This window comes from Haloarcula sp. Atlit-47R, assembly GCF_003665985.1.
In the GTDB taxonomy this organism is placed as follows: Archaea; Halobacteriota; Halobacteria; order Halobacteriales; family Haloarculaceae; genus Haloarcula; species Haloarcula taiwanensis.
The window spans coordinates 1-21,365 of the sequence record NZ_QPLQ01000004.1 but is presented as its reverse complement, the minus strand read 5'-3'; the positions used below and the strand labels follow the sequence as shown (position 1 = coordinate 21,365).

Below are 21,365 nucleotides of genomic sequence, written 5' to 3'. Positions count from 1 at the left end.
AATGACCGACGACACCACTTATTCCATACGCGGTTGCGTCCGAGCCGCTGGCATCCCGCTCGCACTCGTCGCGCTCGTCTGCCTCGCAGGGACGGTCCCCGCGCTCGCTGCAGGGCAGAGTACGCCGACAATCAGCATCGAGACCGACTCCGTCCCTGCCGGTGAAACGATGGCCGCACCGGTCGTCCTCACCAGCGCGCCGAACGGACTGGCCGGCTACCAGCTCGAACTCACAGTTGACGACCCCGCGGTCGCCCAGTTCGAAAACGCGAGTTACCCGGCCAGCCTCGGTCTCACGACTGAACCCGTCATTAGTTCAGACGGCGGGACAATCACGCTTGAGGCGGCTGATCTCGACGGGCAGATCGAGCCCGGTGCCAGCGACGTGACGCTCGCGACGGTCCAGCTCGCTGGCGTCGACGGCGGCGAGACGCAGCTGACCGTCACGTCGAGCCAAATCGATGCCGACGGGGGCGGCGCGGTCGAGCCAACGACTGCGCCGACAGCGCTCGCAGTGTCACCGGGCGCGACGACGGAGACAGTGGCCGGCATGACCGACGCGTCGTCACCCGACAGCGAGTCCACAGCCGGGTCAGCCAGTACCCCGAGTACCGCAGGGACCACAGCGCCAGGCGGCGAGCAGTCGACGACCGGCGCGAACGGGTCACTCCCGATAGCGCTGGTTCTCACTTCACTCGCCGCGGTGGCAGCGCTTGCGGCCAGAACAAGCCGGCAACCGTAACACCAAACCGACCTATCCATGCCAAAATCAGACACCGCTGCTGCAGCGACGGACAGTTCCACCTACCGCGAGTACATCCTCGATGTGCGTATCGTCGAACGAACGACAGGCGAGGGTGACACACGGTACCGATTCGAGGCCCCGGACCACGAGGGGATCGCCTTCGATGACTCCGAGATGGCGACGCTGTACGCCGACGTGTACTTCGACGTGAACGGCTTTCAGGAAGCCGGAACCGGCGAGCGCGGCGTGCCGCCGACGGTTATCCAGGCCGGCCGGGACACGCTTGTCGCCTACTTCCTCACCCAAGAGGGTGTCGACGTCCACTGGGCCGCGTCCTTTTACGGCGAGAAACCGGAAAAAATCGAACGGTACGTCTCACGCGTCCGAAAGCGGTCAAAGAAGATCCGGGAGGGGGCAAAAGAACACGGCCACGTCTAAGTCGTCAGTTCAGCGTCGCCAGCAGTTTCAACGGCGAATTGACAGCGGACGAGGCTACTGCATACGCGGTCGGTACGCTGTCAGGATGGAACAGAAACCCACCGAAGCGACGCTGAGAACGAGGAGTGTCGCCGGAAGCAGCGCTGTTAGAACGCGGGGCTTTTTGATAGCGGGTGTGTGAGCGTCAGATAATGGTCGGTGATCAGTGATGTCGATTCGTGTCGACTGGCGACAGAGTATTGCCTTGACCGGCACTGTGATTAAATATCTCGCCGTCGCAATGCTGGTCCCGCTCGGGATTGCGTTGCTGTATGGAGACGATACCGCTGCCTTCCTGATTTCTATCGCGGTCGCTATCACGGTCGGTGTGGTGCTGGAGCAAGTCAGCGACACTCACGAACTCGGACCACGCGAGGCGCTACTGTTCGTCAGTCTCTCCTGGGGTGCCGTCGCGGTTATCGGCGCGATCCCCTACGTTATCGCGGGGTATGGCACTGAATCAGCGCTCGGTGAGCCCGTGAACGCGCTGTTCGAGTCGATGTCCGGGTTTACGACCACTGGCGCGACCGCCACCGACGAAATATCGTTCACTCGCCACTCACACGCGCTGTTGATGTGGCGACAGCTCACCCAGTGGCTTGGCGGGATGGGTATCATCGTCCTGATGGTCGCCATTCTTCCGGAGGCAGCCGTCAACGGGGCACAGTTGATCGAATCGGAAGCGCCCGGCCCCGAACTCCAGAAGCTGACGCCGAAGATAGCCGAGACCGCCCGACTCCTCTGGCTGTTCTATCTGGGCTTTACTGTCCTGCTCGTCCTCATCCTGTTTGGCCTCGGCCAGACATCGATGGCCCCGAACATGGACGCCTACAATGCCGTTGCCCACGGGTTCACGACGCTGCCGACCGGCGGCTTCTCGCCACAGGCTGAGAGCATCGCCTACTTTTCGCCGGCCGTCCAGTGGGTCATCGTTCCGTTCATGCTCATCGCCGGGATGAACTTCGCGCTGTTTTACCTCCTGTTGCAGGACGACTACGCTGCCTTCCTCAAGGACCGCGAACTACAGGCGTACCTCGGTGCGAACGCCGGCGTGGCCGTCATCCTCTGGGGGCTGCTGTTCACCGGGTCCGCGCCGCCACTTGAATTCGGTGGTATCACGCAGGGAGCGCTTGAAAACTCGCTCCGGCAGGCCACGTTTCAGGTCGCTTCGCTGCTGAACTCGACCGGGTATGCGACGAGCAACTTTGCCGAGTGGGGCAGCACCGCACAGGGTGTCCTGCTGTTCGCGATGTTTATCGGCGGCTCGGCAGGGTCGACCGGTGGCGGTATCAAGATCGTCCGATGGCTCGTCGTGTTCAAGAGTATCCGACGCCAGCTATTCACGACAGCCCATCCCAGCGCCGTCAAACCAGTCCGGCTCGGCGGGCAGGTCATCGACGAGAGCGTTATCAACGCGATATACGGGTTCACCCTATTGTACTTGCTCACGCTCGGTATCGCGACGGTGTTCCTCCTCCTCGATGCGGGCCGTGTCGGGCTCGAACTAACTGTGCTTGAAGCCTTCAGCGCAAGCTTAGCGACTATCGGAAACATCGGTCCCGGGTTCGGGTTTCTGGGGCCGTTCGGGACCTACGAACTCTTCCCGGGGACCAGCAAACTGCTGATGGTCTTCCTGATGTGGATCGGTCGGTTAGAGATAATTCCAGTGTTCGTGCTCTTTACTGGTGCGTTCTGGAACGAGTGAGTCCGGGAAGCTTTCTCCCTATCTGTAGCTGCCAGTTCGGTATATGCCTCCCAGACAGAGATGGCGGTATGTTCAGTCCTGAAAACGAACCGACACCGCCTGAGGGAGTTCCGGATCGGGTTCCGACGGAACTGCCACAGTTGACGCCTGACGAACTCCGCAATACAATCATCTACGCGCAGGAACTCCTGCGATTCCATGACGAGACGCAATCGCCGGTGGAGCGGGGTCCCAGCGAAGAAATCCTTCGCGCTTTACCACGTCGAGGAGGAGACCAGACCCGAAGGCGGCACAAAAGCCCGCTGGCTGTTTCTCGGCGAGGTGTACCCTGACCGAGAGTAAAGGACGGCCGGAGGGATGACCGGCGAGTCACGGGTCCAGCCCGTACAGTCCAGCGCGGATGAACACGAGTATCGGTATTATCTCCAGACGGCCGACCCACATGTTCAGCACGAACATCGCCTCCGCGACCGGAGACATCGACGGGCCGGTGATACCTGTCGAAAGGCCGACGTTCCCCTGCGCGCTGGCCACTTCGAACAGGGCATCGGCGTAGCCAAACGCGGGTCCTGCGACGTTGGTGAGGACAACACTGCTGGTGACGAGAATGATGAGCCACAGCAGCGTCACGATGGCCGCTTCGCTGAACTCCCGCTCCATCGACTCGCGGTCGAGCGTTCGGTCGCCGATGCGGACCGTAACCACTGCGTTTGTCGGGAGAAACACCCGCGAGAACTGCCAGACGATGCCGCGAACGATGGTGTACCCTCGGATGAGTTTGATGCCGCCGACAGTGGACCCCGCAGCACCACCAAGCACCATCGCGCCGGCCACGAGCACCTTGCCGCCGGCGCGCCAGCGACCGATCGGTGCCGACTGGAAGCCGGTACAGCTGAGGGCGCTGACCCACTGGAACGCTGAGTCCCGAACTGCATCGAGCTGTGGGGCGTCAAGCATCGGGACCGAAAACGGCAGGAACGACTGTGTGGCGAACGCGCCGGTGGTCTCGGAGACTGACCACGCGTTTTGTGTCGAGAGAGCGACGACACCGACTGCAAGCAGGATGAACAGCCAGCGGGTCTGCAGGTCCGACACCAGTTTGCGAATCTGCCTGTCATGCAGGACGACGTAGTGGACCGGGAACGCAATCGCGCCGAGAATCATAATCGGCAACAGGACGGCTTCGACGAGCGGCGAGTTGTACGTCGCAATCGAATTGTCAGTGACCGAGAATCCACCAGTCGTGAGGCCGGTCATAGCATGATTAAGCGCCTGCCACGCGACCTTCCACAGCGGCAGCGACTCCGCGTACTCGCTGTCACTGGCGAGGATTGCACCGAACAGCAATGCGAAGGAAAGCACCGTGTAGCCGGCGACGAGTTTCCAGACCGTTCGGACGGTGGAAACGACGCTTGGATGGATCTTTTCCTCGCGGGCCTCGCTCTGATAGAGCGCGTAACTGCCGCTGCCGGGCCGTGAAAGGATAGACACGGTCAGGACGATGACGCCGACGCCGCCGACGTACTGGATGAACGACCGCCACCACTGGACTGCGCGGGGCAACGAGGGCTCGTGAATCGCCATCGTCAGGCCGCTCCCTGTCCACCCGCTCATGCTCTCGAAGAAGGCGTGGAGTGGGTTTCGGAAGTACGCCAGGCTGGAGAGCGTTGTCGTTCCGCCGACCCTGATCGGCTCCCACGTACTCGTGGCCATCTCGGCCGGAACGAACGTGTCCATGACGGCAGGGGGCGTGAACCACGCGGTCAACAGGAGCGGGAGTGACCCGAACGCAGCGACCAGCAGCCACCCGCCGGCAGCAATAACCATACCATGTTTCATCTGTGGGGCTGGGGCATCGGCGAACCCGCGAGTCGCAAGGCCGCCGACAGCGGCAGTCATCCCGGCCGCAGTGACGAACCCGAAAGCGGCGTAGGCCTCCTGAAAGCCCAGCGCAATCGCGGCCGTGATCGTCATCAGTCCAGCTTCCATCAGCAGAAGCGAGCCGATATCGCGGGCAATTGTCTTCAGGTCCGCCGGGAACAGCCCGCCGTTCCGTCGCGACATATCAGCTGTGGTCCTCGGAATGACCGAAGATGTCGGTCACCTCCGGCGTCGCACCGTCCCCCGAGTAGACCGTGAGGAGGTCATCCGCTTCGATGCGCGTATCACCGCGGGGTGTTATCGGGTCGCTGTCGCCGTTTCGCTCGATTGCCACGATGAGCGTCTGCCCGCCGATGAGACCCGCTGTGTTGGCTTCCTGCAGTGTTTTGCCCGCAATCGGAGCCCCGGGCTGGACCGTTATTTCGAACACTTCCGCCTGATCGCCGATGCGCATGAAATCGACGATAGACGGTCGCTTAACCGCTCGATAGAGATATTCGGCGATCAGCCGCTGTGGGTTCTGCATCGTGTTGACGCCGATCTGGCGGAACACGTTCATATGCTCGGGGTTGTGGACGACTGAGACGATGTCCGGCACCGAAAGTTCCTGTGCCAGCAGACAGACCATGATGTTGGTCGCGTCCTGATCGGTTGTCGAGATGAGCGCGTCAGCACGGTCAGCACCGGCGTCCTCTAGCGTATCCTTTGCGGTTGCATCATCGTTAATCACAAGACAATCGTACTGTCTCGACGCGCGTTCCGCTCGCTCCTCGTTGCGTTCGATGACGACGACCTCGTTGCCGCCTGCTGTCGCAATTTCAAGCAACGGCGACCCGATATCGCCGGCACCGACGATGACGAGATACATTTTTGCCAGTGTACTGAACCGACAGTTGAAAGCCTACCGTTCGCAGGCACAGGGCGGACAGTGCCGTCCCTCGGTTACGTCCCGTTCCCAAACCACTATACTGTCCCCGACTGAATTCCACGGTATGGCACATCTCCCCGGGCAGTTCGACCATCCGGCGTGGCTGACAGCCGCCGGGACGCTCGCCGGCTATGGCATCATTCTCCTGTTCATGTTCCTGTTGCTGTTTATTCTGCCGTACCTCCTGTTCCCGGCCTGAGCCAAACCCGTACCGCTCACGTTTACTCGTATCTCGAATCGATGAGAAACCCGAGCGAGATGAGGCCACAGACCATCGACAGGAACCCGGCAATAGCGAGGCCAAACGGCGGGTCGTCGCCCGGATACGTTATGAGTCCGCCGAAGGACCCGACACTGATGACCAACAGTCCGGCTGTCAGCACTAGGTCCGCATACGCGTTCCAGGCGTCTTCGACAGCGGGTTCGAGACGAGCGAGCCACCATTCGGGCGTGTCCGCCTGAGCTGACGACCCGCGAACCAGAAGGCGGCGAACTGCGGGTCGTCCGCCTGCGACGGCGAGTGCAACAGTAGCGAGTACTGCAATCCCCGCCAGCGCCGACACTGGGACCACACGGACCTGCAACAGCACAAATAGGGTAACATAGCCAAGGACCGCGATACCTGCTGTGAGGCCGCGGAGCGCGTTCCCGATACTCATTCCTCGTTGCTGTTTCCTTTGAACTGGTCGATATAGTGTTACTCGTCTTACCGCGAACGGTCGCTTCGGGTGCTGGGGCCACCGTGCCCGATGCAGGGGTATCGCAGTTAGTAAATAGGTCCGCGCGGGAGTACAGGTCGATGGAAGGGAAGGCAGCAGCGCCCGCAGCGGGGACGGTGCTTAACGCGCTCGCGACCGGCCGCGGCGCGGCGTTTGCTATCGACGAGTACACGACAGCGACCGTCACGCTCACGACCGAGACCGACGGCGTCACCGGCGAGGTCGACGGTGCGCCGGACGCCGACACGCGGCTTATCGAACGCTGTGTCGAGTACGTCATCGACGCCCACGGCGGCCCACAGAACGTGGGCGTCCCGGCGGTCTCCGGCGGGACTGTCCGCACAGAGAGCGAGGTCCCGATGGCGTCGGGGCTCAAAAGCTCCAGTGCAGCCGCAAACGCGACTGTCATGGCGACGCTCGACGCACTCGACGCGACTGAGCGGATGAGCCGCGAGGACATGGCCCGCCTCGGGGTCATGGCTGCCCGCGACGTGGGCGTCACCGTCACCGGGGCCTTCGACGACGCGTCGGCGTCGATGCTTGGCGGCGTCACCGTCACCGACAACGAGGACGACGCGCTCCTGGCCCGCGAGGAAATCGACTGGGACGTGCTCGTCTGGACGCCGCCGGAACAGTCCTTCAGTGCTGACGCGGATGTCGAGCGATGCCGACAGGTCGCGCCGATGGCCCGTCTCGTCGAGGACCTCGCGCTCGACGGCGACTACCAACGAGCGATGACGGTCAACGGTCTCGCGTTCTCGGCTGCACTGGATTTCGAGACGGACCCGGTACTCGACGCGCTCCAGCACGTCGAAGGCGTCTCACTGTCGGGGACGGGGCCGTCATTCACCGCCGTCGGCGAGCGGGCGGCACTCGAAGCCGTACAGGACGCCTGGGATAACCGACCCGGACAGACCTGGCTGACGACGACACAAACAGAAGGGACACACACAGTATGAGCACGAATCCGAACCCAGAGGACATGTCGCTAGACGAACTGCGCGACGAAATCCGGACGATCGACCGCGAAATCGTCGAGAAGATCGCACAGCGAACCTACGTGGCCGACACCATCGCACAGGTCAAAGACGAGAAGGGGCTGCCGACGACTGACGAGCAACAGGAGCAGGCCGTGATGGACCGAGCCGGCGACAACGCAGAACAGTTCGACGTCGACGAGAACCTCGTGAAAGCGATTTTCAGGCTCCTGATCGAACTGAACAAGGTCGAACAGCGAGAGAGTCGGTAGCAGGACTAGTACTCCCAGAGGCGGTTGATCTGTGAGGCAATATCGGGATTGGCCGCCCGAAGCGCGTCGACATCGGTTTTTCCGTCGATATTGATAACGTGGACTTCTCCCCGTCGGCCGCCGTACACGTCCTGAAAGTCGTAGACGACCCCGAACACGTCGACGGTGTCGTGCACGTCGTCGCTGTTTCGGAGAAACTCGACCTGTCTGTCGACGTTGTACTCAACGAGTCGGTTGATGGCTGCCGCCCGCTCGATGTCCGTAGGGAGGTGCTCCAGCGCCGGTTCGAGGTGCGGCTTGAGGACGTTGAGACAGTGCTCAATACCCGCCGGTTCGTCCAGCCCGTTGGTCAGATCATCGTACGTCGCCGTCACCGCTCCGCAGCCGGTATGGCCGACGACGACAGCCGTTTCGGTCATCGTGTGTTCGATCGGATACAGCACGTCGCCGGACACCGCCTCGCCGGACTCGGTCCGCTGGATGACTCGGTTTCCGATGTTGCTACACGTAAAGAGATATCCCGGCTCGCTGTTGCCCCACATATGGTCCTGAAGCACCCGCGAATCGGAGCAACAGACCGTGACAGCATCGGGCGTCTGGGAGTTCTGGACCTGATCGAACCGGTCCCGGAACTCCGCCGCGTGGTCGGCGTTTCCGGCAAGTAAATCGCGTAATAACTGGCTCATGCGTGGGCAGATAGCCGCCACCAAGTAAACTCATTGGACTCGGGCAGTGAAACGACACGACGCGAACTGAACCGGATCAATCGGCATCTGTGGGCTCTAATATCCATGATTTTCAAAGCTCCGGCACACTTTTTATATGGATTACCGTAACTGATGTATGGAACCCCGTGGTGTTTCTTCCGTCATTGCGACGATTCTCCTCGTCGGTGTCGTCGTTATTCTGGGGAGTGTCCTCAGCATCTTCACGTTGGGAATCGCTGAGGATCTGGATGCCCCCGCACCACAGGCGAGTTTCGACTTCGACTGGGAGAAATCGACGCGAACGCTGACGATCAGGCATGAGGCTGGGGACGTGTTCGACCAATCGAACACCGAACGCCTTGAAGTCGTCATCCGAGACGAAGACGAAACGGGACAGAACGACTTCCTCATTGCCAGAGGGGACTGGGCGAACCAGTCTGACGGAAGATTGTCCGTTAGGGCCGGTGACACATTCGTTATTACGGGAGAACGCGGCGGTGGCGATATCGACGTTGAACGGGATGGAGCAGATGTCGATGACGACAGTGAAACTCACGAGCCCGAGATAGATGATCCGGTTCAGATCATCTGGTACGGAACGGACGGCACCAGTTTCGTCGTTTCGGAATACGTCATCAAATCCGGCGAAGACCCCTGAAACTCCAACTCAGAGGGCAGACCGACTCATGAACGCCCTCCCCTCACACACATAGAGACCCAATCGATCACCTGCCGAACCATGTCTCGGCGCAATCTTCGGCGTGATTCCCGGTGTCATGTTTGATACCCCGGCTGTCGTCGGGTAGGGCATCGCTGGTCGCTGTCCCTGATGACCCGAACACAGACCTCACGGACAGCCCCGTGGTAAGCGGTGGTCGAGACTCGCGGCTCACCCGCTAGTAATGCCGGAACTACTGCCCGCTCTGGAATAGTGAAGCGAAAACAGCGGAATCCACTGCTTTGTTTTTATAAGGAATGGGGTCGGAGGGTTAGCACCTTTCGAGGTACTGGTGTATTTATCTTCGATTCGGCTGGTCGTACTGCTGTAGGTTGGTCTAACTATCATCGGAATCTGAGAAATCCAGTTTATCGACGAAGGTGCGACGCCGCTCTTCCAGTTTCTCCACATCGCTGGCCTTGTCGTAATATCGCCGAAGCGTATCCGGGTCGCTGTTCACGCGCTCGCCAACGGCCTCGTAGGACAGGCCCGAGTTCAACTGCCACGTGATCGAGCCCGTCCGCACTTGATGGGGAGATCGCGACGACGGGCACTGGCTCGCGGTGTTGCGCTCAGTCCACTCACAGGTCCGCCGGGACTTCCCATGCGGACACGGACCCGCGACGCACGGCAGCGTCGCCTGATAAATCCAATTCTGAACCGTCGAGGTCGCAGGTCGGCCCTGTCGTCCGACCAGCAACGGCCGACGCCCATCCTCGTCACGCCGCTCCTGACGAACCTGCTCAATCCACACGTCCAACACCTCGCAGGTCTCGGCCGGCAGCCCAACAGGGCGCTCGCCGTCGACCTTCTTTTTCAGCGGCGTCGTGTCCGGATGGTGGCGGAACCAGACGAGCTGGTCGTCGGGCTGATAGTCCGACACATCGAGCGACCGAAGCGCCCCAAGCCGCGCCCCAGTGAACCACGCGAGTTCGAGCGCGACATGGTTCACGCTGGCGTACTCGACGCGAGACTCCCGATAATGCTGAATGAGGGCCTGCGCGTCCTCGGCCTCTAACAGCGTGTCGTCGGTCTCGTCGGTCTGGCTGAGAACCGGGATGTTGACCTTGTACGGCAACATCTCGTCGACGGCCTCGATGCCGGCCGCGTACTCCAGCCAGACCTTCAACGCCGTCATCTGGCCCTTGATCGTCGTCGGAGCGAGGTCCTGGCCCTGCCTGAACAGCTTGAACTGCTCCAAGTGCCAGCCCGTCACGTCGCCGATACACTCGATATCGTCGCGGTCTTCCGCCCACTCGACGAACTGACGAAGTCTCGTCTCGTAGTCGCGAAGCGTCTCGGCAGTGTAGTCCAGCTGCCGCGCGTCGAGGAACATCTCGTAGATCTCCCGAACCGACAACTCGCCGGGATCCTCGACCGGTGGCTGACTCACCGCGCGACACCTCCCGGTACTCGACGGTCGAAACAACCAACTGTATGCTCTATGAGTTCCTGCATGGGTCTCTGAGGTGACAGCGAGCGCGGCCAGGGTACCAAGCTGACACGCGCTCGCTGTCGAGAGACCCGCTCGGACTCGAACCGAGCTTCCACCTGTGGGCCTGAATCGCTGAAACCGCCGAGTCGCTACTCTCCGCCGCCTTCCGCCTTCTCAGGGTCGTACCGCGTCGGCTCCGTACCGTTGTTGTGACGCGTCGACCGCGCCTCGCGCACCTCCGCGCCGTCTCGAATCCGCTCCTCACAGAACGGGCAGACTCGGGGCTGATCGACGCCGTCGGGTGTGAACACGCGGGCGTACTGGTCCGTGACCGTCGACCCGCAACCCCGGCAGGTCGGCATCAGCGGCGCACCTCCAGCGCGTCGAGTGCGTCCCGAAGCATCGCCTCATCGGCACCGTTCGCCGCGTGGACGAGCTGCCGGACCAACCGACCCCGTTCCTCAGTATGGTGGTGAGCGTTGGGCCACGGAACGTTCTGCACCTCGGTCCACAACTTGTACATCATCTCTTCGTTGAATTCGAGTACGACGCGCCCCGATTCTTCGGTCGTGACCGCCAGCACCCACTCCTCGTCGTTCGCCGGCCCGTAGGACACGGATGGGTAATCTCCACCGGCTCGGTAGCGAGTGACGTTACGCGTCATCGTTGATTCCTCCGTAGCGATGCCGCAGGCGGTCAAGTTCGTCCATCAGTTCCGACGTGTCCGAAAGCGAGAGTCCGGACACCTCCGCCAGAAGGCGCTGGGAAGGGTCGCGCTTTGTCCGGCCGTCCTTCAGCTGGTCGACAGCGTCGAACAGCGCCTCGATGTCTCGCTTCGCCACGCCAGCGTTTCGCCCGTAGATGAGGTCTCGCGCGTCGTCGTCGGACAGGCCGGTCTGTCGGAGCCGTTCGAGGTCAGCGGTCAGTTCCGAAACCGTCTCAGCGGCTTCGGCCAGCGACTCCAGCCGGGCGACGAACTCGTCGGCATCCAGCGTCGTCAGGTTCTCGACGACAATCTCGTCGGGCCGGTCGGCGGCGTCCTCGATGAAGAGGCGGTCCAGCGGCGTCTGGTCTTGCCCACCGTCGGTGACGAGCTCCTCGTCGTCGCGCTGGTCGTCAGCCGGGTCGTAAACCGTCGTGACCCGCTCCATGTCGGGCGCTCGGCACAGTTCGTTCGTCCCGTTGTCGGCGTAGAAGTGGCTGAACTCGGCGTCGCAATCTGTACAGAGAACGACCTCTTGATTCTGGTAGTTCAGGTCGCCACCGCAATCGGGGCAGGTAACGAACGACCCGTCAGCGTAATGCTCAGTCTCCGTGGCCGTCTGCGTGCCACCATCGGTGATCCGCTCCGCGAACCGGTCACTACAGCACTTGAGCGCCGGGCCGCGCGAGCGGTACCGCGCGCCACAGACGCAGTAGTGCCAGCAGTCGTCGTCACGACCGCGGAGTCGTTCGGCGGTCTCAGCCCAAGACTCGCCGTCGGCGACGCCGATGTTCTGGATATCTTTCTCGGCGGCGTTAGGCATCGTCACCCTCCCGGAGTCCGTCGACCCGGAGACTATCGCCTCGTTCGAGGTTCGCGACGGCGTCACACCACAGCGGATGGTCCTCGTCGACGACGGTCATCTCGAAGTCCTCAACCGTGTCGCGGTCGAGCCACCGGATCTCGCGGTAGGCCTGTCCGGCGTCGACCACCTCGTCGTGGTTCGTAATGTGGCCCTCGTCGTCGTATTCGAGGTCCGCGTCGTCTTCGTAGGTCAGGAAGACGGCTCGGACGGTCGTCGAGTCGGTACGGTCGTCGCTGTCGGTAGTTTCACTCATGCTTGCTCCAGAACGTTTCATTCGGTTGCTTGATACCTAGATTTACAAGCAACGGACTCGGCGAATCAACCATCAGATGTCCGAAAACTGCGCGCTGTGCGGGGAGCCTGATCCCGAGTGGGACCTCCGACCCTGCCGTGAGTGGACGAACTATCTCCGGGAAGAACGAGACCTCGGCTGGGCGAAAACCCGCTGGCTCGTCCCGCTGTGTAGCGACTGCTTCGGGGACGTTGACGCCCTCCACGACACGTTCAAGCGCCGAGAACAAGTCTCCGAGAGTCGGCAAGAGCAGGTCGTCGCCGACGCCCATGCCGAACTCGACAAGCTCGATCTCGATTCCCTCGTTGTAGAGGAAATACAGTAACTCACCCATCCGAACCGACCCCCGGATGCGGCCGTAGAACGTACCCGAGCCCGTTTTCGGACGGTAGTGTATGCGAGATGTACAGACCGAACGTCTGCATCACATCTCGAAGTGGATACGAGTCGCCTTCCGGCGTCGTCACGACCGCCAGCACGTCCTTCACACGGCCGTCAGCATCTGTTCGAACCTCCGCCGATCCCACATGGCGAGTCTCAGATAGTCGATCACGCGCCTGCTTGAGACGGTTGTCCGCCGGTGCTCGCAGCGTGGCCGCCATTCGTTCGAAAGCCGCCGGACTACTGCCGGAGATATCGACCGGCGGCAAATCGTCGCCGTTGCGGATCGCGTCGAGGATGTACTGCTGCATCCCCTCGGCAGCCTCGACAGCCGCTTCGTTCAACCGCTCTCGCTGTTCTTCAGTCAGCTCCTCGGCTATGGAATAGTTCTCACTCATGCTTTTTTAGAACGCGCTCAGTCGTCAGTGCGGCCGCGCTGTGGCCGCAGGGGTCGATGGTCGTCCGGTCGTCCGCGGCGAGCCCGTCGACGGGCGTGCCACAGAACGGACAGGTAACGGTTGCTTTCCACTTAGTAGCCTGTTCGTAACGGTCTGAATCGTGCGGGAGGCTTTTGTCGCCCCCGTGTGTTGCCTTCATCACGGTTGGATTCCCGACCGACGCGGCCTCTCTGTTGTGAGCAGGGGGCCGCTCCCCGTTTTCCGAGGAACAGACCACCACCGTGAGCGCCGCGTCGGTCTTACTCACACGGTCAAATGCGCAAGCACTTAGTGTTTTGCATAGATTAGTGCAGATATGGTAGTGCCAGACGTAAATTGCACTGATAGCACGCATTTCGAAACATTCGGTGGGAATAAGCACCAACTTACCGACGGTGGAGACATGCCTCCAGAGGCCCGTCGGGAACTTGTTTTGGAGTTCGTCGCCCGGCACGACATTCCGCTGCCCCCGCTCGCTATCTGGGCTGGTTTGAACCGGCAGCACCGAGTCACCTTCTCGTATAGAACGATGCAGAATATCCTGGGCGATCTTGTCGAAGAGGGGGACCTGTTCAAAGTTGATACCGAATCCCTCCGGAACGGTGAAATAGAGGAAATTGAAGGCGATAGTTCCTCTCGGCGAGCATACTACTTCGTCACGGAGCAAGGGGTGAAGCGAGTTAAAGACGAAATAAGCGATAACTAACACTCCTTTTTCGTAGATAGACGAAACCACTAAGTCCCCGGAAGCCGTGAGTATCGAGTAGGAACACACGCGCCGCTGGTCGATTTTCCGCGCGAAAGGAAGATCGCCCACCGTGTCATCACCACGGCAGGCGCGTGGGTTCCGATTCGACCCATGACCGAATCCGAACTCCACACTCAAGAACGTACCGCACGCGAACTGCTCACCCAACAACCACTGTTCGTCGGGACGGCCGACGAGGTCGCGGTGTACTGGGACGGCTACGAACGCACCTTCGCCGTCGTCACGGAGGACGGCGACGCCACGACCGTCCCGCTGGCCGAGACGCCCTTCGACACGCCCGCGCAGTACTGCGAGCACGTCCGGGACGAACGCGGCTGGGACGTTGGCCCGCGTATCGGCGGCAGCATCGTCGACGACCTGAAACGCGCGCTGGCATGACCGACGGCGACACCAGTGGGTTCGTCTACGAGCCGGCGCGCGGCCCGAAGCGCCGCGTCGTGTTCGAGCCCCGTTCGGACGGCGACTACCTCCGCACAACCGCAGTCTGGAACGGGTGTCAGTGGCGCGAGACGGGGCGCGAAGTCGTGACGGACCTCCAGCGCGTCTGACTGCGACACCATCCCCGCATTTTTCAACAGCGCTCATGCCTCGATCTCCTCGATACCCAGCCCCAGCAGCGACTCGATCAGCCACTCGGGCAGCTCGGGCTCGGCGAGCAGGTCGTCTGCCACCACACTGGTCGAGAGAAGCGTCGCAACAGCTTCGCCGTCAATACCGAATTCCCAGCGTTCCTCGCGTTCGACCTCGATGCGGCTACTGTAATCGGGATCGCTGTGGTAGATGAACGCCTTCGTCTCGACTCCCTCGACCTTCTCGCGCTTGATTCGATCTGGCGTCTGAGTACGCGGCATATTTGCGGCGACGAGATGGTACGTAAAAGGACTGGGGCGCGGGTGACCGGAAACAGTTTTCACCAAAATTCAGACGAGAGAAAAACGTCTCACACCCACGAGAATCTCAAAAATAGCCGATGAACGGAAGATGAACGGAAGTGAACGGAAAGGCCGCCGTCTGGCGATTCTAAAATGAACGGAAATCAGACCAGTGAGCGGTACGACTTCCCGCGGCCGTTCCCTTCGTCGTCGATGAGGTCGTACTGTTTCAGGGACCGGAGGTAGCGCCGTCGCGTCGGTCGGGCCTTCGGCGAATCTATCTGGTCCTCGTAGCGAGCATGCAATGTCCCGGCGTCGACTTCACCAGCCTGCCGAATGATTCGGAACAGTAGGCGCTGGTGCGTCCCGAGGGCACGGATTTTCCGCTGTTTGACCTCACGCTGTGCGTCGTCGGCGATCTCGTCGACCACCGCCGGTGTCAACTCGCGCATCTCGTTGTCCTCAACGTGGGCAGCGGCCCGGCGCAACAGGGCAATAGCCTCGCGAGCGTTCCCCGCCGCGATGTCCGCGATGAACTCGACCGCGGTGTCGTCGACACGAGACGGCACCAGGCCATGAGTCACACGGGCATCGAGAATATCGATCAGTTCCGCGTGGCTGTACTTCTCCAAGCGGATGACTGGGGCAGCGCTTAGCCGGGAGTACACTCGCTCGTCCAAGTCGGCTAGCCACTCGTCCTCGTCGGTCGTGATACAAATAAACGAAACACCGGGGATCTCGTGGAGCACATACAGCGGCCGCTCGTCCATCACGGAGACCTCGTCGAGGATGATGATAACCTGATCGTCACACTCGCGGAGGCGGTCGACGGCCACCGAGGTCGGGGTCCCCTCGCGCCGTAGATCAGCTCCGAGCCCCATGTCGCGGACGGCCTTGTGCATCACTGCGGCGTCGGTGTTGTCGCTCATGCCGTTGACGTAGGCCCAGCGGACGCCGAGGTGTTCGGCTTCGAGCTGGCCGAGCGTGTACTTCGCGACGGTCGTCTTGCCGGCTCCGCTCGGCCCGAATATGAAGGCATGGTCGCCGCGATCTAGCTTCGACGGCGTGAGTTGTGACGAGAGATGGTCGATCTGGCCCTCACGATGGTAGAGGTCGCGCGGTACGAACTCGTGCCGAAGCGCTCTGGCGTCGGTAATCATTGCACTCCGGATGGTCAACGGAGACCAGTAAAAGGGCGAGCCATGTCCGGAGTGAAAGTGAAAGTGAAAGTAATCATATAGCATCTAATACGCAAAAAGCTAATTAGATGTAGCTAAGACGGTACGCCAGAGTGAGAAAAAATGGTTGATACAAGGGAAGTTGGTAAACAGGCAGGTGTCGCAATACTCGTTTTCGCTACCGTTGGCGTTGGTCTGGGCCTCTCAGGCTATCTCAGCGTCGGTGCTGCCCAGCAACAGTTCATCGGTAGTGGTGACGGGAGTGGCTTTGGACAGGTGTTCGTGGGCATAATTATGTTACAGAGTGGTTTCACAATGTTCCTGCTTGGGCCAGTCGTCGCATCATCTGCCGGTCTTCTGAACGGAATTGTCGGACAAGACCAAATTTCCAGTACAATTGGAACCAGTGCTGGAACGCTCCTTGGATTCTACGTGATGGTCGTTCTGGGCGTTTATATCATGGTGATGGCGGCAGACTTCGGATCGGGTGGTGGCGGCGGTTCGTCTACAGGAAGCGCCAGTAATATTCTCCAGCCCGTGCTCGCGGCAGGGGTTCCGACGACAATTGTAGGTGCGGTATCCTCATTTGTCGGGTCGCAGTTGGCGTAGACACTTGGAATACATTTTTGATCACGAGATCAGGCCGATTGTCGACAGTAACGGCTTCTTATACAAGTCGTAACAGACACCGCGATTTTCACTCGAAACCCGGTGTGTCCCCGCGCCGATCACGCCGTCCGCAACCACTATCCTAACGGAAACTAAAGTAATCGTAATGCGAATCGAAGCCACCGACGGGAACGAACACAAGGTCTGGCTCACCGACAGCGAGATCGAGGACCTCCGCCGAGCCACGAACAGCCAGCGCGACGACCTCATCATCCAACTGGGCGCGTTCGTCGGCCTGCGCGCCTTCGAGATTCCGCAAGTCCGCCCCGTCGACGTGAAGGCGACCGACAGCGGACAGTACCGCCTCCGCGTTCGCGCCGGGAAGGACACATCGGGCAACGGCGGGAAGCCACGGGACGCCTATCTCTCCGACAACGTCGAGCGCGACCTCCAGCGCTACCAGAACGAGCACAACATCGCGCCGAAAGACCCTTTTATCGATTTGAAACAACCCAGCGTCCGCGCGGTCGTCCGCCGCACCGCTGCCCGAGCTGCCGAGACGACCGGCGACGACGACTTCGAGAAGGTCAGCACGCACGATCTCCGCCGCCGCTTCGCTCAGCGTCTCCTGGTCGACGAGCAGGTGAACCCGCGCGTGGTGATGGCCGTCGGCGGCTGGGACAGCTTCGCCGCTATCGAGCCGTACCTGAACGCCCCCAGCGAGGACGTGATCGACGACGCGTTCGCAGAAATAGGTCTGTAGCGCTACTCGCCCTGCTGCTGCCCGTACACATCCTCGTCGACGATTCGCTCGGCGGCCAGCCGGCGGACAGCCTCACACTCGGACAACTCGGGAACGTCACCGTCACACACCCGAACGACGTAGGCACGCTCACCCAGTCGGTCCACGGTCAGATGCGCGTCACTTGGCTCCCCACCTTCGTCGACCAGGCCGTCGCGTTCGAGGAACTGCTTCGGAATCGTCACCAGTCCGGACCCGCTTCGATGCTGTAATTTCTGCATAAGCAGAGTGGCATGTTCTTGGCTATTATGTGTTGCTTCTATGTGAGTTCCGTGTAACGTTTGTCACCATATTCTGTAGCTCAACGGCGGGTATATGACCTGATAGCCACATCGCCGGCCAACCCGCGGCACAGCCGCGGGGGAGTACCCCTACCCATGGACGACAACACGGCCGGCGGCCGGAATCCGCCGGATAGCGCGGGCGAGACCGCGCATCGACCGTATCGAATCGACTGGCACAACATCGACGAGCGCCGCCGCGAGCGAACCCGGCACGAAGCCGCCGGCGCGAGCCGTGATCTCCCCACCGCCGAACTGGTCGGAGGTGGCGTGTGAGCGTCATCGAAGTCGACAACGCCCGCCGGTCGGACCTCTCGGTGGTGGGCTGGCTCGGTGTCGGTCTCTCCGCCACTGGGCTGGCCTACGCCGGCTGGACGCTGATGACCGCAGCGACCGTCGGTGGCGGCATCGTCGACGGACTGGTCGTCGGCGTCGGTGCTGCCCTGCTGGGCGGCTATGTGGCCTATGAGGTTGCCACGCCGGAGGTAGATGGCTCGTGCGACCACTGTGGCGACCGGATTGTCAACCACTCCGGCCGGGACAGCTTTGACGAGCATACCGTCGTCCACTGCAGTTCGGGCCCGCGGCGGGGCCGACTCGGGCCGCTGTCAGTGGTGATGCTCCGACGGCAAGCGGCTTTCTACTACTGTTCTGGCGATTGCGCTGATGCCGATGCTGACCGACGGCGGCTGCAGAGCCCGTCGAGGGTTGACGACTCGACTGCAGCTGCCCGGCTGGCGGCCACCGACGGCGGCACCGAACAGACAGACAACCAGGGCGTTCCCCAGCCCGAAACCGGGGATTCAGACCTATGATAGGACCATTCTCGACTGACACGAACAGTTCACGACCACTTGCGCTGCTGCTGGCTGGCCTTATCTGTGCCAGCATGGCCGTCGCTGGCGTTGGCGGCGCGGCCGCAGCGACGACTGAGACCGCCACACCGACCGAAACTTCGACCTCGGACACGCTGGCAGACAAGACCGTCGCCGTCGACAACCAGACCCAGCAGGTCTACCTCGAAGTGACGAACACCAGCGGACAGAGCGTCGATTACACGGTCTATGGCGTGTCTGACGGCATCACTACGCAGGTTGACTCTGGGCAGGTGTCGGCAGCCGACGGCGAGACCACGGAGAAGACATTCGCCGTTGACTCGTCGGAGTACGACAGCTACCGGATTGTCGTCGAGGAGGACGGCACGGACAGCGACTCCGAATCTGCGGAGTCCATCGAGATCGGCGAGATCGTCCAGCAGGAATCGGGCGGGGCCATCTTCGGCGGTGGCGGCGATGGCCTACTGACGCCGATGAACATCCTCATCGCGGCGCTGCTGGGGGCGGCGGCGTTCGTGCTGGGGCTGTTCGACCCGATCAAGCGCCGGATAGCGGGGTGAGACGGGATGTCATCGGACCCGAGTCTGGACCTCGGCGATGGCAGCGGGCAGGAGTCACTGAGTGGTGTGACAAACTTCCTGCAGGAGGGTGGTGACGCGGGTAAGGTGCTGTCTGCGTCGATTATCGGCCTGATTGTGTCGCCAGTCGTCGCAGTCATCGACGTGGTGAACGCGGTGGCGAACTTCTTTGCCCAGCCGTTCAACAACGCGGGCGATGCGATTGGGTCGCTCCTAACGGGGCTCTTCGAGGCTCCCGGGAATCTGCTGATTGCTGGTGCGGATGTCTCGGAAACCGTCCTGCGTTCGATTCTGGGCGAGACGTTGGCCGGACTGTTCGCGTTCCCAGTGACTGTCGGGCTGGTGATGATCGGGCTGTACGCAGTCGTGCGCTATCTCCGTGAGGACGAGACTGGCGATGTGCTGCCGGGCCTGCCTATCGACGTGCCAACGGATATCTTCGGCGTCGAAGAGGAGGACACGATAGACGAATGACGGCTCGCCAGCTTGACTTGCTGGGAGTGGTTGTATTGCTGTTTGGGTTCGTTGTGGTGGTCCCGACTGCCGATTTCAGTGCCGCCATTGCAACCCTCTTCGTTCGTCCATTCGCGACGAATCCTGTGCTGTCGGCAGGCACCGTCGCTGCTGCCAGCAGCGCTTGGTTGATTGCCTCGTTTATCCGATTAGAGCGGTCTGGTCCGCCCATGCCGCCGATGTCGGTGCCAGAGTGGCTGGCAGCCCGCCTAACCGAGGAGGAGACGGTCAACAAATGACGGCTCGCCAGCCCCACAACTCGGAGGTCACTGCCGATGGCTGATGACTCGGGGCTGACGAGCTTTATCAATAGCTCGGAGTCGTCTTCGGGATACCAGATTGTCGACACGGCGAACCCGGTCAACTGGACTCGCGTCGGCGCGTCGATACTTCTGTCGACAGTCGCGACGGTGTACATCGGCCTTCGGAGGTACATCGACGAGCTAATCGGTATCCCCGAGCGGCTCATCGAGGGCGCAACGTCGTTCGTCGGGGAAGTGTCGACCGGCGAGACACCGACGGGATCGGGCGTGCTTGGTGAGCTGTTCGTCCCGATTCTGCAGTGGTACCAACAGGACCTTTGGGCCAGTAGCGTCGAACAGTTCGGACTCTGGGGCTACCTCGTTGCGGTGGGGTTCACTCTGGTGACGCTGTTCGTCGTCGTGCGCGGCCTTCGAGAGGGAGCCCAACGGCTCGCTGGGGGCGAGTAGTATGGCTGACGACACTGGCCCCGTCACGGACTTTTTCGGCACTGAGAGGGCTACCCTCCTAAGTGATTTCGCGTCCTCTCCGACCGGGTTTATTCTGGGGCTGATCTTGACGCCGCTGCTGAATGGCGTCGAGGGCGTCGTTGAGAAAGTCCTCTGGGCAATCAACTACGTGTTTTTCGGCCATTCTCGGTCGTCAACAGTTGGTGACCTCGGGCTCGTGGATGTCCCGGCCGTCATCGCGACGACGCTCATTGACGCTGGGTCCGCAATCGGTGAGCCAGTGCTCAGTGTCATCGGTTCTGGTGTCCAGTTGCTGATTGACTTTTTCGACTGGACGGGACCGGCGGGGCTGCTGGGCGCGGCGATTGTGTTCGCGATTGTCGTGGTCGCGTACTCGACGTACCTGCGGACAGCCATCGAGAGTGCGCTGGACTTCATCCCCGGCGGAGGTGCCTTTATCAACTGATGTCGCTCAAAGAGTTCCTCACCCACCCAGCAAGTGCGGCAACGGCAACAGCGACGACACTGTTCGGTGCGTTCCAGCTCGACGTGATTGCGGTGCTGCTGCAGTGGGGCTGGGCGAACCTCGGGCAGTTGTTCTACGGAGCGACGTTGTTGGTAAGCTCCGCGCCGGTCCTGCCGATCACGCAGGCGACGGCATCGAAGTTCGTCGCTGGGCTGGCGGCGCTGTTGTTGCTGAAACTGCTGCTGAAAGCTCGCGAACAGATTGACAAACGAACGGACGGCTAAACTCATGACTCAGAACGAACACATCAAGCGGACGTATCGAGCAAGAACGGCGGACAGCGTGGAGGTGAGCCGATGCCAGAAGTGACGACGGCAACGGCGACCGGCTGGGCCATCATCGGGATGGTGTTCTACGTGATCGGCGAGTACACGTCGGTGCTGACAAAGACAGCCTACCCGATCAAGTGGTTCAAAGGCCGCCCGGCCCGGCTGACGACGGGACTGGTG

General features: G+C 61.5%; 36 protein-coding genes. 22 read left to right on the top strand and 14 right to left on the bottom strand.

The window, feature by feature from the left end; all coding sequences use genetic code 11:
- Nucleotide 1 precedes the first annotated feature (1 nt).
- The 4 genes from DVK00_RS14870 (at nt 2) to DVK00_RS22040 (ending at nt 3,269) form a co-directional block, all read left to right on the top strand.
- The gene (locus DVK00_RS14870) at nt 2–742 is read left to right on the top strand and encodes a cell surface protein (protein ID WP_121577946.1); all 741 of its coding nucleotides are present in this window, start codon (nt 2–4) and stop codon (nt 740–742) included.
- A gap of 18 nt (nt 743–760) precedes the next feature.
- On the top strand, nt 761–1,183 hold the full coding sequence (locus tag DVK00_RS14865) for a hypothetical protein (RefSeq protein ID WP_121537592.1): 423 nt from the start codon (nt 761–763) through the stop codon (nt 1,181–1,183).
- 208 nt (nt 1,184–1,391) lie between these two features.
- Entirely contained in the window at nt 1,392–2,927 is a 1,536-nt protein-coding gene (locus tag DVK00_RS14860) for a TrkH family potassium uptake protein (protein WP_121577945.1), read from the top strand.
- Between the two features lie 198 nt (nt 2,928–3,125).
- Nucleotides 3,126–3,269, top strand: coding sequence for a hypothetical protein (locus DVK00_RS22040; protein WP_232794542.1), 144 nt, complete (start codon nt 3,126–3,128; stop codon nt 3,267–3,269).
- Between the two features lie 27 nt (nt 3,270–3,296).
- Here the strand turns inward: DVK00_RS22040 and DVK00_RS14850 are convergent, their stop codons facing one another.
- Complete coding sequence (locus DVK00_RS14850; protein ID WP_101349975.1) at nt 3,297–4,991, bottom strand: potassium transporter TrkG; 1,695 nt, start codon at nt 4,989–4,991, stop codon at nt 3,297–3,299.
- A 1-nt stretch (nt 4,992) separates the two neighbouring features.
- Nucleotides 4,993–5,676, bottom strand: a complete 684-nt coding sequence (locus DVK00_RS14845) for a TrkA family potassium uptake protein (RefSeq protein ID WP_101349974.1) — start codon at nt 5,674–5,676, stop codon at nt 4,993–4,995.
- A gap of 124 nt (nt 5,677–5,800) precedes the next feature.
- On the opposite strand from DVK00_RS14845, the gene DVK00_RS22300 reads away from it, so the two are divergent.
- The gene (locus DVK00_RS22300; protein ID WP_255410226.1) at nt 5,801–5,935 is read left to right on the top strand and encodes a hypothetical protein; all 135 of its coding nucleotides are present in this window, start codon (nt 5,801–5,803) and stop codon (nt 5,933–5,935) included.
- Nucleotides 5,936–5,957: 22 nt separating this feature from the next.
- Here DVK00_RS22300 and DVK00_RS14840 read toward each other — a convergent pair whose 3' ends face one another.
- Nucleotides 5,958–6,395, bottom strand: a complete 438-nt coding sequence (locus DVK00_RS14840; RefSeq protein ID WP_121577944.1) for a hypothetical protein — start codon at nt 6,393–6,395, stop codon at nt 5,958–5,960.
- Between the two features lie 140 nt (nt 6,396–6,535).
- On the opposite strand from DVK00_RS14840, the gene DVK00_RS14835 reads away from it, so the two are divergent.
- Together DVK00_RS14835 and DVK00_RS14830 are read left to right on the top strand one after the other, a co-directional pair.
- Nucleotides 6,536–7,414, top strand: a complete 879-nt coding sequence (locus DVK00_RS14835) for a shikimate kinase (protein ID WP_121577943.1) — start codon at nt 6,536–6,538, stop codon at nt 7,412–7,414.
- Entirely contained in the window at nt 7,411–7,704 is a 294-nt protein-coding gene (locus DVK00_RS14830; RefSeq protein ID WP_004592890.1) for a chorismate mutase, read from the top strand. The genes DVK00_RS14835 and DVK00_RS14830 overlap by 4 nt, the downstream gene beginning before the upstream one ends.
- Nucleotides 7,705–7,709: 5 nt before the next feature.
- Here DVK00_RS14830 and DVK00_RS14825 read toward each other — a convergent pair whose 3' ends face one another.
- A complete protein-coding gene (locus DVK00_RS14825) occupies nt 7,710–8,390 on the bottom strand; it encodes a carbonic anhydrase (protein ID WP_101349972.1) in 681 nt (226 codons plus the stop codon).
- 157 nt (nt 8,391–8,547) lie between these two features.
- Between DVK00_RS14825 and DVK00_RS14820 the strand changes: the two genes are divergently transcribed.
- Entirely contained in the window at nt 8,548–9,069 is a 522-nt protein-coding gene (locus DVK00_RS14820) for a type IV pilin (protein WP_121577942.1), read from the top strand.
- A gap of 397 nt (nt 9,070–9,466) precedes the next feature.
- On the opposite strand, the gene DVK00_RS14815 is transcribed toward DVK00_RS14820, so the two are convergent.
- The 5 genes from DVK00_RS14815 to DVK00_RS14795 all read right to left on the bottom strand — a co-directional run bounded on the left by DVK00_RS14815 (nt 9,467) and on the right by DVK00_RS14795 (nt 12,385).
- The gene (locus tag DVK00_RS14815; RefSeq protein WP_233560815.1) at nt 9,467–10,522 is read right to left on the bottom strand and encodes a site-specific integrase; all 1,056 of its coding nucleotides are present in this window, start codon (nt 10,520–10,522) and stop codon (nt 9,467–9,469) included.
- 191 nt (nt 10,523–10,713) lie between these two features.
- Nucleotides 10,714–10,926: a hypothetical protein gene (locus DVK00_RS14810; protein WP_121537598.1), complete on the bottom strand. Its 213-nt coding sequence runs from the start codon at nt 10,924–10,926 to the stop codon at nt 10,714–10,716.
- Nucleotides 10,926–11,228 (bottom strand): hypothetical protein, encoded by a 303-nt coding sequence (locus DVK00_RS14805; RefSeq protein WP_121537600.1) that lies wholly within the window; start codon nt 11,226–11,228, stop codon nt 10,926–10,928. The genes DVK00_RS14810 and DVK00_RS14805 overlap by 1 nt, the downstream gene beginning before the upstream one ends.
- Entirely contained in the window at nt 11,218–12,090 is an 873-nt protein-coding gene (locus DVK00_RS14800; protein WP_121537602.1) for a hypothetical protein, read from the bottom strand. The genes DVK00_RS14805 and DVK00_RS14800 overlap by 11 nt, the downstream gene beginning before the upstream one ends.
- Nucleotides 12,083–12,385, bottom strand: a complete 303-nt coding sequence (locus DVK00_RS14795; protein ID WP_121537604.1) for a hypothetical protein — start codon at nt 12,383–12,385, stop codon at nt 12,083–12,085. Before DVK00_RS14795 ends, DVK00_RS14800 begins: the two co-directional genes overlap by 8 nt.
- 76 nt (nt 12,386–12,461) lie before the next feature.
- Between DVK00_RS14795 and DVK00_RS21185 the strand changes: the two genes are divergently transcribed.
- Nucleotides 12,462–12,749 (top strand): hypothetical protein, encoded by a 288-nt coding sequence (locus DVK00_RS21185; RefSeq protein ID WP_147435887.1) that lies wholly within the window; start codon nt 12,462–12,464, stop codon nt 12,747–12,749.
- Nucleotide 12,750: 1 nt separating this feature from the next.
- On the opposite strand, the gene DVK00_RS14785 is transcribed toward DVK00_RS21185, so the two are convergent.
- Together DVK00_RS14785 and DVK00_RS14780 are read right to left on the bottom strand one after the other, a co-directional pair.
- On the bottom strand, nt 12,751–13,203 hold the full coding sequence (locus DVK00_RS14785) for a hypothetical protein (RefSeq protein WP_121577940.1): 453 nt from the start codon (nt 13,201–13,203) through the stop codon (nt 12,751–12,753).
- Nucleotides 13,196–13,510 (bottom strand): hypothetical protein, encoded by a 315-nt coding sequence (locus tag DVK00_RS14780; RefSeq protein ID WP_121577939.1) that lies wholly within the window; start codon nt 13,508–13,510, stop codon nt 13,196–13,198. The genes DVK00_RS14785 and DVK00_RS14780 overlap by 8 nt, the downstream gene beginning before the upstream one ends.
- Before the next feature lie 135 nt (nt 13,511–13,645).
- On the opposite strand from DVK00_RS14780, the gene DVK00_RS14775 reads away from it, so the two are divergent.
- The 3 genes from DVK00_RS14775 (at nt 13,646) to DVK00_RS21800 (ending at nt 14,559) form a co-directional block, all read left to right on the top strand.
- Nucleotides 13,646–13,948, top strand: a complete 303-nt coding sequence (locus tag DVK00_RS14775; RefSeq protein ID WP_121578076.1) for a hypothetical protein — start codon at nt 13,646–13,648, stop codon at nt 13,946–13,948.
- 153 nt (nt 13,949–14,101) lie between these two features.
- A complete protein-coding gene (locus DVK00_RS14770) occupies nt 14,102–14,389 on the top strand; it encodes a hypothetical protein (RefSeq protein ID WP_121577938.1) in 288 nt (95 codons plus the stop codon).
- Nucleotides 14,386–14,559, top strand: a complete 174-nt coding sequence (locus DVK00_RS21800) for a hypothetical protein (RefSeq protein ID WP_199722472.1) — start codon at nt 14,386–14,388, stop codon at nt 14,557–14,559. Before DVK00_RS14770 ends, DVK00_RS21800 begins: the two co-directional genes overlap by 4 nt.
- A 33-nt stretch (nt 14,560–14,592) precedes the next feature.
- On the opposite strand, the gene DVK00_RS14765 is transcribed toward DVK00_RS21800, so the two are convergent.
- Entirely contained in the window at nt 14,593–14,862 is a 270-nt protein-coding gene (locus DVK00_RS14765; protein WP_121577937.1) for a hypothetical protein, read from the bottom strand.
- 185 nt (nt 14,863–15,047) lie between these two features.
- A complete protein-coding gene (locus tag DVK00_RS14760; RefSeq protein ID WP_121537612.1) occupies nt 15,048–16,043 on the bottom strand; it encodes a Cdc6/Cdc18 family protein in 996 nt (331 codons plus the stop codon).
- A 141-nt stretch (nt 16,044–16,184) separates the two neighbouring features.
- On the opposite strand from DVK00_RS14760, the gene DVK00_RS14755 reads away from it, so the two are divergent.
- On the top strand, nt 16,185–16,670 hold the full coding sequence (locus tag DVK00_RS14755; RefSeq protein WP_121537614.1) for a hypothetical protein: 486 nt from the start codon (nt 16,185–16,187) through the stop codon (nt 16,668–16,670).
- 166 nt (nt 16,671–16,836) lie between these two features.
- Complete coding sequence (locus tag DVK00_RS14750; RefSeq protein ID WP_121537616.1) at nt 16,837–17,433, top strand: site-specific integrase; 597 nt, start codon at nt 16,837–16,839, stop codon at nt 17,431–17,433.
- Between the two features lie 2 nt (nt 17,434–17,435).
- On the opposite strand, the gene DVK00_RS14745 is transcribed toward DVK00_RS14750, so the two are convergent.
- Nucleotides 17,436–17,693, bottom strand: coding sequence for a hypothetical protein (locus DVK00_RS14745; RefSeq protein WP_121537618.1), 258 nt, complete (start codon nt 17,691–17,693; stop codon nt 17,436–17,438).
- A 156-nt stretch (nt 17,694–17,849) separates the two neighbouring features.
- Between DVK00_RS14745 and DVK00_RS14740 the strand changes: the two genes are divergently transcribed.
- From DVK00_RS14740 to DVK00_RS21405, 8 genes are read left to right on the top strand one after another with little or no spacing between them, the layout of a single operon-like run.
- The gene (locus tag DVK00_RS14740) at nt 17,850–18,029 is read left to right on the top strand and encodes a hypothetical protein (RefSeq protein WP_121537620.1); all 180 of its coding nucleotides are present in this window, start codon (nt 17,850–17,852) and stop codon (nt 18,027–18,029) included.
- The gene (locus DVK00_RS14735) at nt 18,026–18,568 is read left to right on the top strand and encodes a hypothetical protein (protein WP_233560814.1); all 543 of its coding nucleotides are present in this window, start codon (nt 18,026–18,028) and stop codon (nt 18,566–18,568) included. Before DVK00_RS14740 ends, DVK00_RS14735 begins: the two co-directional genes overlap by 4 nt.
- Nucleotides 18,565–19,149 carry a hypothetical protein gene (locus DVK00_RS14730; protein ID WP_121537622.1) on the top strand — a complete coding sequence of 195 codons (585 nt, stop codon included), beginning with the start codon at nt 18,565–18,567 and terminating at the stop codon, nt 19,147–19,149. Before DVK00_RS14735 ends, DVK00_RS14730 begins: the two co-directional genes overlap by 4 nt.
- Before the next feature lie 6 nt (nt 19,150–19,155).
- Nucleotides 19,156–19,641 (top strand): hypothetical protein, encoded by a 486-nt coding sequence (locus DVK00_RS14725; RefSeq protein WP_121537624.1) that lies wholly within the window; start codon nt 19,156–19,158, stop codon nt 19,639–19,641.
- Nucleotides 19,638–19,919 carry a hypothetical protein gene (locus DVK00_RS14720; protein WP_121537626.1) on the top strand — a complete coding sequence of 94 codons (282 nt, stop codon included), beginning with the start codon at nt 19,638–19,640 and terminating at the stop codon, nt 19,917–19,919. The genes DVK00_RS14725 and DVK00_RS14720 overlap by 4 nt, the downstream gene beginning before the upstream one ends.
- 36 nt (nt 19,920–19,955) lie before the next feature.
- Nucleotides 19,956–20,390: a hypothetical protein gene (locus DVK00_RS14715; protein ID WP_121537628.1), complete on the top strand. Its 435-nt coding sequence runs from the start codon at nt 19,956–19,958 to the stop codon at nt 20,388–20,390.
- Between the two features lies 1 nt (nt 20,391).
- Nucleotides 20,392–20,856 (top strand): hypothetical protein, encoded by a 465-nt coding sequence (locus DVK00_RS21410; protein ID WP_158598773.1) that lies wholly within the window; start codon nt 20,392–20,394, stop codon nt 20,854–20,856.
- Nucleotides 20,856–21,140 (top strand): hypothetical protein, encoded by a 285-nt coding sequence (locus DVK00_RS21405; RefSeq protein WP_053967973.1) that lies wholly within the window; start codon nt 20,856–20,858, stop codon nt 21,138–21,140. Before DVK00_RS21410 ends, DVK00_RS21405 begins: the two co-directional genes overlap by 1 nt.
- The last annotated feature ends 225 nt before the right edge of the window (nt 21,141–21,365 follow it).